The organism is Catenulispora sp. EB89, from assembly GCF_041261445.1.
Taxonomy (GTDB): Bacteria; Actinomycetota; Actinomycetes; order Streptomycetales; family Catenulisporaceae; genus Catenulispora.
The window spans coordinates 441,242-453,994 of sequence record NZ_JBGCCU010000004.1; the positions used below are offsets into that span (position 1 = coordinate 441,242).

The 12,753-nt window shown below is 71.9% G+C and carries 11 protein-coding genes; 6 read left to right on the forward strand and 5 right to left on the reverse strand.

From position 1 onward, the window contains the following. Positions 1-574 precede the first annotated feature (574 nt). The 3 genes from ABH920_RS11575 to ABH920_RS11585 form a co-directional block, all read right to left on the reverse strand. Complete coding sequence (locus ABH920_RS11575) at positions 575-1,342, reverse strand: TSUP family transporter (protein WP_370348906.1); 768 nt, start codon at positions 1,340-1,342, stop codon at positions 575-577. A gap of 446 nt (positions 1,343-1,788) precedes the next feature. Beyond that, entirely contained in the window at positions 1,789-2,319 is a 531-nt protein-coding gene (locus ABH920_RS11580; protein ID WP_370348907.1) for an SAV_6107 family HEPN domain-containing protein, read from the reverse strand. A gap of 134 nt (positions 2,320-2,453) precedes the next feature. Further along, positions 2,454-2,831 (reverse strand): DUF6504 family protein, encoded by a 378-nt coding sequence (locus ABH920_RS11585; protein WP_370348908.1) that lies wholly within the window; start codon positions 2,829-2,831, stop codon positions 2,454-2,456. Between the two features lie 1,017 nt (positions 2,832-3,848). Here ABH920_RS11585 and ABH920_RS11590 point away from each other — a divergent pair. Together ABH920_RS11590 and ABH920_RS11595 are read left to right on the forward strand one after the other, a co-directional pair. Next, on the forward strand, positions 3,849-4,943 hold the full coding sequence (locus ABH920_RS11590; RefSeq protein ID WP_370348909.1) for a glycosyltransferase family 2 protein: 1,095 nt from the start codon (positions 3,849-3,851) through the stop codon (positions 4,941-4,943). 78 nt (positions 4,944-5,021) lie between these two features. After that, positions 5,022-5,618 carry a histidine phosphatase family protein gene (locus tag ABH920_RS11595; RefSeq protein WP_370348910.1) on the forward strand — a complete coding sequence of 199 codons (597 nt, stop codon included), beginning with the start codon at positions 5,022-5,024 and terminating at the stop codon, positions 5,616-5,618. Positions 5,619-5,759: 141 nt separating this feature from the next. Here ABH920_RS11595 and ABH920_RS11600 read toward each other — a convergent pair whose 3' ends face one another. Continuing rightward, complete coding sequence (locus ABH920_RS11600) at positions 5,760-6,863, reverse strand: polyprenyl synthetase family protein (RefSeq protein WP_370348911.1); 1,104 nt, start codon at positions 6,861-6,863, stop codon at positions 5,760-5,762. A 90-nt stretch (positions 6,864-6,953) separates the two neighbouring features. Here ABH920_RS11600 and metF point away from each other — a divergent pair, with 90 nt between their 5' ends. The 3 genes from metF to ABH920_RS11615 all read left to right on the forward strand — a co-directional run bounded on the left by metF (position 6,954) and on the right by ABH920_RS11615 (position 10,452). Then, positions 6,954-7,901, forward strand: a complete 948-nt coding sequence (gene metF, locus ABH920_RS11605; RefSeq protein WP_370348912.1) for a methylenetetrahydrofolate reductase [NAD(P)H] — start codon at positions 6,954-6,956, stop codon at positions 7,899-7,901. Between the two features lie 352 nt (positions 7,902-8,253). Beyond that, positions 8,254-8,772: a GNAT family N-acetyltransferase gene (locus ABH920_RS11610; protein ID WP_370348913.1), complete on the forward strand. Its 519-nt coding sequence runs from the start codon at positions 8,254-8,256 to the stop codon at positions 8,770-8,772. 516 nt (positions 8,773-9,288) lie between these two features. Next, positions 9,289-10,452, forward strand: coding sequence for a steroid 3-ketoacyl-CoA thiolase (locus ABH920_RS11615; RefSeq protein WP_370348914.1), 1,164 nt, complete (start codon positions 9,289-9,291; stop codon positions 10,450-10,452). 43 nt (positions 10,453-10,495) lie between these two features. On the opposite strand, the gene ABH920_RS11620 is transcribed toward ABH920_RS11615, so the two are convergent. Further along, a complete protein-coding gene (locus ABH920_RS11620; RefSeq protein WP_370349035.1) occupies positions 10,496-11,182 on the reverse strand; it encodes a pyridoxamine 5'-phosphate oxidase family protein in 687 nt (228 codons plus the stop codon). 207 nt (positions 11,183-11,389) lie between these two features. On the opposite strand from ABH920_RS11620, the gene ABH920_RS11625 reads away from it, so the two are divergent. Beyond that, positions 11,390-12,724 (forward strand): aminotransferase class I/II-fold pyridoxal phosphate-dependent enzyme, encoded by a 1,335-nt coding sequence (locus ABH920_RS11625; RefSeq protein ID WP_370348915.1) that lies wholly within the window; start codon positions 11,390-11,392, stop codon positions 12,722-12,724. Positions 12,725-12,753: the final 29 nt, after the last annotated feature.

Below are 12,753 nucleotides of genomic sequence, written 5' to 3' on the forward strand. Positions count from 1 at the left end.
CGATCGACGCACTCGCAATCCGGCGGCCAATCGTCCGCGGCGGGCTGCCCCAGCAGCGCACGTTTGGCGATCCAGCGGGCGATCGCCGGCGGCGGGGCCGCCTCAGCTGTGTGCCGTTTGGCATTGCGGATAGCACCAGCTCAGCCTTCCCACCGCGCTTCGCCCTCGTCACCAACGCCGCCGCGTCCTGTTGCCACTACGACACCACCTGCACAGCCACCGCGGCCACCGCACTTCCCCCTCGGCCGCCAGCGCCGCCCCGTCCTGCTGCCACCGCGCCACCACGTGCTCAGCCGCCGCCGTCGCCGCATCCCGCTCAGCCTCAGCCCGCGGCGCGGCCTGCTCAGCCTCAGCCTCAGCCCCGCGGCGCCCTGCGGCCAGCGGGCAGCGGGCAGCGGGCAGCGGGCAGCGGCGCGATGGTGCAAATCGCGTTCCCCGGAATCGCAACTCGCACCAGCGCCCCGGCACCACAACTCACAGTTCGCGCGCTCCACAAAGCCACTCGCCCAAGTCACTCGCGACCCGGCCGCCGCACCGCCATCCCCGCCACGCCTCCGCCGGCACGCCGCCGCCGCTACCCAAACTGGTCGAACCCCATCTTCACCACCATCGCCGCCACCACGACCAGCAGCACCACGCGCACGAAGCCCGCGCCGCGCTTCAGCGCGAGTCGTGCGCCGAGGCGGGCGCCCACGATGTTGCACGCGCCCATGCCCGCGCCGAGGGCCCACATCACGTGGCCCTGCGTGGCGAATATGAGGAGGGCGCCGAAGTTCGTGCCGGTGTTGACCACCTTTGCCATCGCTGAGCTAGTCACGAACTCCGTGCCGATGCCTACTGCGAAGCAGATGATCAGGAATGTGCCGGTGCCGGGGCCGAAGATGCCGTCGTAGAAGCCGATGCCCATGCCGGCCACGAGGGTTGTGGTCAGTCGGCGGCGGCGGGATGCCTCGAGGTTCGCTTCCTGGGCGCCGAACGAGGGGCGGAATGCCACGAATGCCGCCACGCAGACCAGCAGCACCATAACGATCGGGCGGAACACGCTCGTCGGCAGCCGGGATGCCGACAGGGCGCCGAAGCCTGCGCACACCACCGCCAGTGCCGCCGCCGGGATCAGCACGCGGCGGTCGACCTTCGTGCGGCGCAGGTAGGTGGCCGCGGCCGTGCTGGTGCCGGATATCGACGCGAGTTTGTTCGTGCCGAGTGCGGCGGCGGCGGGCAGCGTCGGGTACGCCAACAGCAGCGTCGGCAACTGGATCAGGCCGCCGCCGCCCACGATCGCGTCGACTCCGCCCGCCCCCGCCGCCGCTCCGAGCAGCACCGCCCCGTGCGCCATGTCCATGGCCCGGACCCTAACGAGCGCGGGTCACGTGGTGATCACGTCGCTGGTCGCCGATCGATCAGCCAGCGTCGGCCGTGTTCGCCGACGCAAGACCTCGCACACGGGGTAAGGTGGCACCGCCAAGTGGCGCACGCGTTCAAAGCACACGACGCACGACCGCGCACGACATTGCGACAGCACCGTCGGGCGCGACCAAGCACCACCACCGTGCGCACGCAAAGTCGCAACCAGCAGCGCGCGCACGCCAAGTCACAGCGACGACCGCGCGCACACCAGGCTGCGACCACCGCCCCGCGCACACCAACCGGCGATCATCGCACCCTGAGAAACCGCGACCATCACCCAGCCCCGGTGCAGCGGAACCACCCCGCGACATGTGGCGGCTTCAGACCGCCTCCCGACCCTCGGCTTCGATCTGGCCGGGCATCAGATACCCCCGAGCGTCGTCAGCTGGCGGCCGGCTGCTCCCCCGACCCCGACCCCAGCGGCAGCCCGTCCTGGTACGGCACCCCCAGCAGCTGCGCGACCACCCCGAGGTACACCTCGGCCTCGCGCGTCAGCTCGGCGGCCTCGGCGTCGCTGACCGCGTTCGGCAGGCCGGCCTGGGCGGCGGCGCGGCGGGTGGCTCCGGATGCGAAGTACGCGGCCCAGTCCGCCAGTTCCGGGGCCTCGCGGTAGAGCAGGTCCCAGACGCTGCGCGGCCTGCGGCGGGTCGGGGCCGCCGGGACCGCGCGCGCCGTCACGACGGCGGCCGAGGCGTGCAGGGCAGCCATGTGCGCGCCGCAGTAGCGGTCGTACGGGTGCGACGACGTGACCGCCTCGGCCAGTTCGTGCACGGCCTGCTCGAACAGGTCGCGTGCGGAGCGCGAGGCGGGCCCGCGCCGGTGGCCGCCAGAGCCCATCGGGGGCAGCGGCGGCGGGTGGGCTCGGGAGCTTGCTATCGGTCCCGTGTCCGGGCTTGTGAGAGCGGCGGGCATAGTTCCCTCCCTGTACTAGTCAGGGTCCACTGATGACATGTCGGACACTCACAGCATGTCTCTTCCACAGTGACAGGCCCCACTGACAAAAACAGGTGTTCAAGCCGGGAAATCCCCATGAACGGCCGTCGCGATCAGTTCTCCGGGAATTTCAGCACGCGGCCGATGTGCTCCGGCAGGCAGCTGAGCGATTCGGCGACGAGCAGCCAGCCCCCGGAGGGGACGTCGTGGCACAGCTGGAACACCTCCACGTCACCGTCCCGCCCCACGCTGGCGCGCACGCTCCACAGCTCGCGCTCCACCTCCCGGTCGCGGCCGAACACCAGGGTCTCGAACGTGCCCAGGCGCCGGTCGGTCCGCAGCAGCACCGACGGGAGTTCGCCGGAGTCCGCGCCGACCTGGATCCAGTGCGACAGGACCTGGCGCACGCGGTAGAGCTTGCCGCGCCAGATGAAATGCGCCGGCTCGCCGTGGCGGCGCAGTACGTCGATCAGTTCGTCATCGGTGCTCACTGCGGCACCCGTCCCATTCGCACTCATCGCAGCCTCCAAATAGCCGCCACCTCTGTCGTCCGTCCGCCCGGACCGGCCGAGGCCGGCCACGGGCTTCCCCTCCCGCGACCACCCAGCGGGGTGGCCGATCCGGGCGTCCGGACCATCATCGAATCTTTGTTCGACTTGAGCCAGGCTACCCCCGAGGGCCACCCGCCCTCAACGGAATCGAGTCAAGGCTCGCTCAAATGAGTGAATGGGCGACCGGAAGACGATCACCAGTACCAGCATTCGCCCTGTACCAGGCACGTATCGACGCTGCGCCGGCCCCGTAAAAGCCGTCCGCCCGAGTTGCGAAAACGAGGACGGCGGCGGAGGGAAACCCTCAACGCCGCCGCTTTTTCGATGGCCACCGGCCACCGGACCGCCCGATCCGGTCCCGTTTCACGAAGCTCTGCCGCCCCGTGTCGGCAGTGCCTCATCAAACGGGACCGGGTCTTCCCCCATCACCGACACCCGGCCGGCCGTGCCTCCCCGACACCCACCGTGGCGCAGCCGTCGTGCCGACAGTAAGTGTGACGCATGACACCGACAGTCCTCATGGGTATTAGTACTCAGGTCCGGCTTGAGTACCTGCGCATACGTCCGACGACGCCGCCCGAGAGCGCTGTTACTAAATCGCAACATACAGAACGCTGTCACACTGCAACCCAACCCACCCCCTCGAACGTCTATATGGATGATCGGATGTGCTGCTTCACGCAGCCTCCGACGCACCCGGTGGGGGTGCTAGTGGGGGTAGGGAAGGCCATACAGGCCTTGGCGGGATCCGCGTCTGTGGGGGCGCGGGTCCCGCCCCTCCTTTAAGGGGACCTCTAAGGAGTCCGCTGGAGTCCGCTATGGAGACCCCGGCGCAGAGCCCGATTCCCCGCAGTCTCCACGCATCTGGGCCGTTTACTTCCCCCGCAGTCACCCTCACGGCCCACCCCGCTTTCCGCCACACTGCGATCAAGGCCCGCGGTGGGGATGCTTTAGCCCGTGGGACGAAATCGACACCCGGCAGGCGCCCCGGCCGCGCTGCCCGCGCCGTTCGCGCCGTCCACGCTGTCCGCCGACCCGCCCCCGGCCACCGAGACCGTCTCGGTCCTCGTCCCGCTCCTGAACGACGAGCGCCGCGTGCTGCGCTGTGTGCGGGCACTGCTGGCCCAGACCCGGGTACCGAAGATGGACGTGGTCTTCCTGGACGCGGGCTCGACGGACCTGACCCGCCGCCTGGTGCTCCAGGCCGCGATGGACGAGCCGCGCGTGCGCCTGCTGATCGGCGCGCCGACGCCGCAGGGCTGGTGCGCGCACGCGCACGCCTGCGAACAGCTGGCGGTCGCCGCACGCGGCAAAGTGATGGTGTTCGCGGACCCGGGACTGGCACTCGCGCCGGGCGCGATCGCGGCGGCGGTGGCGGCGCTGCGCGGTCCGCGCCGGATGGACCTGGTGGTCGCGGAGGCGCAGCGGCGCACGCCAGCCGAGCGGACGCCGGCCTCGGGCCCGCGGCCGTCGACGTCGGCGCGGCTGATGGCGGTCGACAGCGAGACGTACTGGCGCGTCGGCGGCCACTGCAACGCGGCGCACGACGCGCACGGCGAGTCAGGGCTTTTGCGCGCGGTCCGGCGTGCGGGCGGACACGTGGCGATGCTGGACGGACGGCACGCCATAGAGTTCCTGGACGGTTCGCTGTGGCCGCGCGAGCGCGCCGGCGTCGCGACCGTGACGGGCACCGGCGGACGCCACCCGCTGAACGACACGGAGAACTCGATCCTGCACTCGTTCACGGACACCGCACGCCGGCTGCTCGCCGCGTTCACGACGGCTCCGACGCAGGTCCGGCCCGCGACGGGACGGCCGGTGCAGGTGCGGCGCGCGCCGACGCGTCCGACGACGGCGCCCGCGGGGCCGGTCGCGGACGCGGCGGCGAACCGGGCGGCGGGGTACGCGGCGAAGGCCATGGCGGAGGCGGTCGCGGCGTCGGCATCGGCATCGGCGTCCGTCACGGCGACGGTCGCGGCATCGATGTCGGCATCGGGCTCAGCGTCGGAGGCGGTCCCGGCCTCGGTAGCAGCATCGGAGTCGGGCCGTTGACGACGGTCCGAACCCCCGTCATCCCCCGTACCCGCACCCGCCACGCACACCGTCCCGTCTCCGGCTACGCTCGGGGACATGTCTGAGCTGATCTTGCTCCGCCACGGCGAGACCGAGTGGAGCCGCTCCGGCCGCCACACCGGCCTGACCGACCTGCCGCTGACCACCGTCGGCGAGGACCAGGCACGTGCCGCCGCCAAACTCCTGGCCGGCCGCTCCTTCGGCGCCGTCTACACCAGCCCCCTGACGCGCGCGGTGCGCACCGCCGAACTCGCCGGCCTGACCGGCGCGGTCGAGGACCCCGACCTGCTGGAGTGGGACTACGGCGGCTACGAGGGGATAACGACCGACGAGATCCACCAGGACCGGCCCGGCTGGTACCTGTGGGACGACGGCGTCGTACCCGGCGACCACGAGCACCCCGGGGAGACCATCGAGCAGGTCGGCGCGCGGGTGGACCGCGTACTGGCGCGCGTGCGGCCGATGCTGGCCGACGGCGACGGCGAGGACGTGTGCCTGGTCGCGCACGGCCACGTGCTGCGCGTCCTGTGCGCGCGCTGGCTGGGGCTGCCACCGACGGGCGGACGCTACTTCCGGCTGGACACGGCGGCGGTGTCGCGGCTCGGGTTCGAGCACGCGCGGCCGGTGGTGGACGGGCTGAACCAGCAGGGGTGAGTAGGGCCCCGCCCTACCAGGGGGACAAACCACCTCAAAAGGTGAGCGTCCACCCACCATCCCACCAACCAAGCCCCCGCCGCCCCGAACCGCCGAAGAAGTTGCGTCGAACGAGTGAGCGCCCCGGGCGTGTCGTGCGCCCTACTTCTTGCGGGCGGTCGCCATGACCGCCAGCTCCCCCAGTACCGCCTTGGCCTCGGCGTCGATGGGCGCGGCGGCTAGCGCGGTCCGGGCCTGGTCGGTCAGTGCGGCGATGCGGGTCTCGACGTCGTCCAGTGCGCCGGTGGAGCGGATGATGTCCTGCAGTTCGGTGACTCCGGCGGTGTCCAGGTCGGGGTTGCCTAGTTCGCCGCGGAGGGTCTTGATCGCGGCCGGGCTGTCGGCGCGTGCGGCGGCCAGTGCGACCAGCAGTGTCTGCTTGCCCTCGCGCAGGTCGTCGCCGGCGGGCTTGCCGGTGGCCGCAGGGTCGCCGAACACGCCGAGGACGTCGTCGCGCAGCTGGAACGCCTCGCCGAGCGGGAGGCCGTAGGCCGAGAAGGCGGCGATCACGTCCGGGGTTCCGCCCGCCAGCATCGCGCCGACGTGCAGGGGCCGCTCGATCGTGTACTTCGCGGACTTGAAACGGATCACGGTCTGTGCCCGCTGCGCCGCGCGCTCGGGCTCGTCCAGGCCGTGCGCCTGCGCCAGCACGTCCAGGTACTGCCCGGCCATCACCTCGGTGCGCATCACGTCGAAGTACCGGCGGGCCGCGGCGACCCGCTCCGGCGGCAGCGCGCTGCCCGCGAACATCTCGTCGCACCAGGTCAGGCACACGTCGCCGAGCAGGATCGCGGCCGCCGCGCCGAAGCGCGCGCCCGAGCCCTCCCACGCGGCCTCGCGGTGCGCGGCGGCGAAGCGGCGGTGGATGGCCGGCATGCCGCGGCGGGTGTCGGAGTCGTCCATGTAGTCGTCGTGGATCAGCGCCGAGGCCTGGAGCAGTTCCAGGGACGCGGCGGCGTGGACTATGCCGTCCTCCTCCTGTGGGGTCGCGCTGTCGCCGAGCACTCCGCGCCATCCCCAGTAACAGAACCCCGGGCGCATCAGCTTGCCGCCGTCCAGGAACTCGCGCAGTGCGGTCGGAAGCGGCGCCAGCTCGGGCGACATCGCGATGAGGGCCGCGCCCTGACGGTCCAGGAACGCCGACAAGGCGGCGTCTACTCGGTTACGCAAAGAGTGGCGGTCCAGGGGGTTCACGGGAACAACCATACGGCTGGTGCTCGGAGGCCCGTGTCTCGCGTCTCGGGACGTGCGGCTTCCTTGCCTTACAAAGCGCGACATGCTCAGTACGGTGGATTCATGGCACTGGGACTCCCCTCCGTGCGGCCGGATCGCGCCGCCACCGTCCGCGAGCTGCTCGCCGGGGGTGAGCGCTCCTACTCGTTCGAGTTCTTCCCGCCGCGGAACGACGACCAGGAGCAGCAGCTCTGGCGTGCGCTGCGGCGGCTGGAGGGCTACTCGCCGACGTTCGTCTCGGTGACGTACGGCGCGGGCGGGACGACCCGGACGAAGACGGTGGAGACCACCGAGCGCATCGCCACCGAGACCACGCTCACCCCTGTGGGGCACCTCACAGCGGTCAACCATTCCGTCGCCGAGCTGCGGCACGTCATCGGGCAGTACGCGGACGCCGGGGTGCGCAACATCCTGGCGCTGCGCGGGGACCCGCCGGGCGATCCGCTGGGCGACTGGGAGGCGCACCCCGAGGGGCTGAACTACGCCGGCGAGCTTGTGGATCTGGTGCGGGAATCGGGTGAGTTCTGTGTGGGCGTCGCGGCGTTCCCGGAGCGGCACCCGCGCTCGCCCGACTGGGATTCCGACGTGGCGCACTTCGTGCAGAAGTGCCGTCGGGGCGCGGACTTCGCGATCACGCAGATGTTCTTCCTGACGGACGACTACCTGCGGCTGCGCGACCGGGTCGTGGCGGCGGGGTGCGACGTGCCGATCCTGCCGGGCGTGATGCCGGTGACGAACGTCGCGCAGATCAAGCGGATCACGGGGCTCACCGGGCAGGCGTTCCCGGCCGAGCTGGAGCGTGCGCTGATGGCGGTGGACGGGGACAAGGCGGCGGTGCGCGCGGTCGGGGTGGAGTGGACGACGCGGATGTGCGAGCGGCTGCTGGCCGAGGGGGCGCCGGGGCTGCACTTCATCACGCTGAACATGTCGACGGCGACGCTGGAAATCTACCGGAACCTGGGGCTCGATCAGCGGCATGTGGCGGCTGCGGGGTTGCCTTTGTCGGCCTGAGGTCTCGGGCTCGGGCTCTGGCTCCGACTCTGGCTCGGTCTCAGGCTCCGGCTCCGGCTCCGGCTCCGCCTCTGGCTCGGTCTCAGGCTCCGCCTCTGGCTCTGGCTCCGGCTCGGTCTCAGGCTCCGGCTCCTCCGCGCCGGGATACCTCGGCTCCGATATACCTCGGCACCGAGGTATATCGATTTCGAGGTATCTCGGCTCCGATACATCCGCTCCGCCTCCGCGTCGGTCCAGTCACCAGCACTGTCACCTTGTCTGATGAACGACGCCTGATCGGGCCACCCCGCAGCGGGCCGTGTGTCAGCCTGCGATGAACAGCCGAGGGGGCCGGAGAAGGAGAGGCACGAACATGCAGCCGCTGGGAGTCCGTTACGCGGTGCCGGTGGACCTCGCGGCGGTCCACGCCGTCACCCACTCGGCCTACCGCCACTACGTCGACCGCATCGGCGCCCGCCCCGCCCCGATGGACGCCGACTACCCGCACCTGATGCGCCGCGGCTGCCTGTTCGTGGTCGGCAACCCGGCGATCGCCACCGTCACCCTGGTCCCCGAGGACGGCTGGCTGCACCTGGACAACTTCGCCGTCGCCCCGGACCGCCAGGGCCGCGGCCTGGGACGGCGCGTGCTGGCCTTCGCCGAGGAGCACGCGCGCCAGCTCTGGCTGCCCGAGCTCAGGCTCCTGACCCACGCGATGATGTGGGAGAACCAGCGCATGTACACGGCCGCCGGATACCGCGAGTACACGCGCACCCGGCCCGCGCCGGATCAGGAGCTGATCCACTACCGGAAGGTGATCGCCGGGTGGGACTTCTCGGGGACGACGTATCTGCCGACGGCGGGCGGGATCGCGCTGGCCGGGGCGCGGTAGGCGGACGGAACGGACCGAGCAGGCCGCCCCGCGCCCCCTGGCGCCCCGGGTGGCGTGTGCCGACCGCCCATTGACCCGGGCCGGATCTCCCTTTTGACTGGAAAGCGGCGGCATTGGCGGCTTGTGGCGGATCCCCGCCGCGCCGCCCGGACCGCCGCCAGCGAAGGAGGCGCTATGGCGAAGCAGTCATTGTCGGAAGTCCCTCAGACGCCTTTCGAAGGCACCCCGCCGACGCCCGCCGAAAGCCGGGCGCTGCCGATCGTCGTCCTCGAGCCGGAGGCCGGGAGCTGCAGCTGCGGCGGCGGCTGCAAGTGCGGCTGCCAGAGCGGCGGCAACTGCGCCTGCGGGGGCGCCTGCTGCCACTGACCGATCCCGCGCGTTAGCCGCGGGCCGCTCCACGCGGGCCGCCGGAGTTCACCTCCGGCGGCCCGTTCCCTTGTCGCGGGATAGCTGTTAGGTTCACAAAACTAGAACCTGTATCAGTTTGGCGGGAGCCGTCCCGGCAGGAGGCCGTCCATGTCCGAAGCCGTCATCGTCGAGGCGGTCCGCACCCCCATCGGCAAGCGCAACGGCGACCTGGCCACCCTGCACCCCGCGTACCTGCTCGGCGAGACGTACCGGGAACTGCTCAAGCGCACCGGCGTGCCGGCGGACGCGGTGGAGCAGATCGTCGGGGGCTGTGTCACCCAGGCCGGCGAGCAGGGGTTCAACGTCGCGCGCACGGCGTGGCTGGCGATGGGGCTGCCGTACTCCACCGCCGCCACCACGATCGACTGCCAGTGCGGCTCGTCGCAGCAGGCGAACAACATGATGGCCTCGATGGTCGCCGGCGGCACCGTGGACGTCGGCATCGGCTGCGGTGTCGAGGCGATGTCGCGGGTCCCGCTCGGCGCCAACGCCAAGTCCGGCTTCGGGCGCCCGCAGCCCGACGAGTGGAACCTGGACATGCCGAACCAGTTCGAGGCGGCGGAGCGGATCGCGCGCAAGCACGGGATCACGCGCGACGACATCGACGAACTCGGCGTGCTGTCGCAGGCCCGCGCCAAGCAGGCCTGGGCCGAGGGCCGCTTCGACCGCGAGGTGTTCGAGGTCCAGGTCCCGACCCGCGAGGAGGAGCGCGACGAGCACGGCATGTGGCGCGGCGTCGGCCGCGACCAAGGCCTGCGCGACACCACCCGCGAGGGCCTGGCCACACTGAAACCTGTTCTCCCGGACGGCATCCACACCGCCGGCACCGCCTCCCAGATCTCCGACGGCGCCGCGGCGGTGCTGTGGGCGTCGCGGGACACGGCGCGCGCCCTGGGACTGCGCCCGCGCGCCCGCATCGTCGCGCAGGTGATGGTCGGCTCGGACCCCTACTTCCACCTCGACGGCCCGATCCCGGCCACCACCGCGGTGCTGGCCAAGGCCGGGATGACGGTCGACGACATCGACCTGTTCGAGATCAACGAGGCCTTCGCCTCCGTGGTGCTGTCCTGGTCGCGCGTGCACCGCGTGGACCTGGCCAAGGTGAACGTCAACGGCGGCGCGCTGGCGATCGGCCATCCCGTCGGCGCCACCGGCGCGCGCCTGTTCACCACGGCGCTGCACGAGTTGGAGCGCGCGGACAAGGAGTTCGCGCTGCTCACGATGTGCCAGGGCGGGGCGCTGGGGATCGCGACGATCATCCAGCGGGTCTGAGCACCCGCCACTGGCCTGGCGCCTGGTGCCGGCCCCTGCGATCTCAGTGCGCGTATCCGCAGTACCGCTTGCGCGAGTAGTTCTCCGCGTACTCCGGCGGCGTGATGCCCTCAAGCAAGTCCGGGCTCGGCTTGGCGACGCCGGCGGCCACGCTCAGCGGGATGGACCCGGCCCAGTACGGCAGAGCCAGGTCCTCCTCGTCGTCGACGACCTCGTCGCCGCGCGCCTTCAGCGAGACCTGCTCCAGGTCCAGGGCCAGGATCGCGGTCTGCGCCAGCTCCTTGCGGGTGGGTTCGCGCGATTCGGCGGTGCGGCCGGGGGCGATGTGGTCGATCAGGGCCCGCATGGCGTCCAGGCGCTCGGCCGGGTCCGAGACCAGCCGGGCCGTGCCGTGGACCACGACGCTGCGGAAGGCCACCGAGTGGTGGAACCAGCTGCGGGCCAGGACCAGCGCGTCGCAGAGGGTGACGGTCACGCCGACCGGCTCGCCGTCCAGGCGGCCGAAGCGGCCGCCGGTCGAGCCGTGCACGTACAGCCGGTCGCCGAGGCGCGCGTGGACCGTCGGCAGGGCCACCGGGGCGCCGTCGAGGACGAAGGCCAGGTGGCAGACCAGCGCCTCGTCGAGGACCGCGTGGACGGCGGCGCGGTCGTAGCCGACACGGCCCTGGTAGCGGGTGGCGGTGGTGCGCGGGGTCTTGGCGTAGTCGCCCTCGGCGCCGTGGCCGAACAGGCAGGCTTCGGTCTCGGCGTCGCGGGTCGGCGCGGGGCCGGCAGTGGCCTGGCCCGCGGTCCGCGTCGGGGTCTGCGTCGCGGTCTGCTTCGGAGTCTGGTCCGCGGTCTGGCCTGCGGTCGGCGTCGGGGTCTGCATCGGGCTCTGAGTCGGGGTCGGGCTGGGGGCCGCTTGCGTCATTTTTCGTCCTAGTGCAAACTAGTCACTGTGGTAGTTCAAACAACCTCACCGGCAGCGTACAAAATCTCCGGCCGGGGCGCCAGCCAGATCGCGGCCTCGATCGAGGCCGGCATCGCCGACGGGGAGCTGCCGCCGGGCCGGGCGCTGCCGCCGATCCGGGACCTGGCCGCCGAGCTCGGGGTGAACCCCAACACGGTCTCGGCGGCCTACCGCCTGCTCCGCGACCGCGGGGCGGTGGAGACCGCCGGACGGCGCGGAACGCGAGTGCGCATGCAGCCCGCCACGGCGCCGCGCAACCTCAGCTTCCCGATCCCGCCCGGCGCGAAGGACCTGGTCACCGGCGACCCGGACCGCCGGCTGCTGCCGGAGCTGGTCTTCCCCGAGGGGGCGTCGCAGCGCCTTTACTCCGGCGACATGATCCTGCCGGACCTGCTCGACACCGCCCGGGCCCGGATCGGCGCCGGCCACGTCCCGGTCGACGACCTGCTGCTGACATTCGGCGCCGGCGACGCCATCGACCGGGCCCTGACCGCGCACCTGCGCACCGGGGACTCGGTCGCCGTCGAGGATCCGGGCTGGGGCGCCGTCTACCGCCTGCTGCCGGCGATGAACCTGACCGCCGTGCCGGTGCCGATCGACAACGAGGGGATGACGCCGGAGGGCCTGGCCTCGGCGCTGAAGCGGGGCGTGCGCGCGGTGATCATCACCAGCCGCGCGCAGAACCCGACCGGCGCCGCGGTGTCGGCGGAGCGTGCCAAGGCCCTGCGCAAGCTGCTGGCCGAGCGCCGCGACGTGCTGGTGATCGAGGACGACCACGGCGCCGACATCACCCCGCACCACGCCCTGCACACCGTGACCGGCGTGACGGATCACTGGGCCCACATCCGTTCCCTGTCCAAGGCGTACGGCCCGGACCTACGCTGCGCGGCGGTCGTCGCCGACGGCACCACCGGCGGCCGGATGGCCGGGCGGCTCCGGCTCGGCGCGGGTTGGGTCAGTCAGCTGATCCAGGCGCAGGTGCACCGGCTGTGGACGGACGAGACGGTCCAGGCGCAGATCGTCGAGGCGGCGCGCACGTATACCGAGCGCCGCGACACGCTGATCGCCGCACTGGCGGCGCGCGGCATCAAGGCGATCGGCACCAGCGGCATCAATGTCTGGGTCCCGGTGCCGGAGGAGGCGGTCGTGGTCGGCGGCCTGCTGGCGGCGGGGTGGGCGGTCGCGCCCGGCGCGTGGTTCCGCGTCGACAGCCCGCCCGGCATCCGCATCACCATCGCGCAGCTGGACCTGGCCGACGTCGAACCGCTCGCGGACGCCCTCGGCAGAGTCCTGACAGCCTCCGGCTCCAACGGCTCGGTGTAGGAGATCGCCCTCCCCGACCTCTGGCCCAG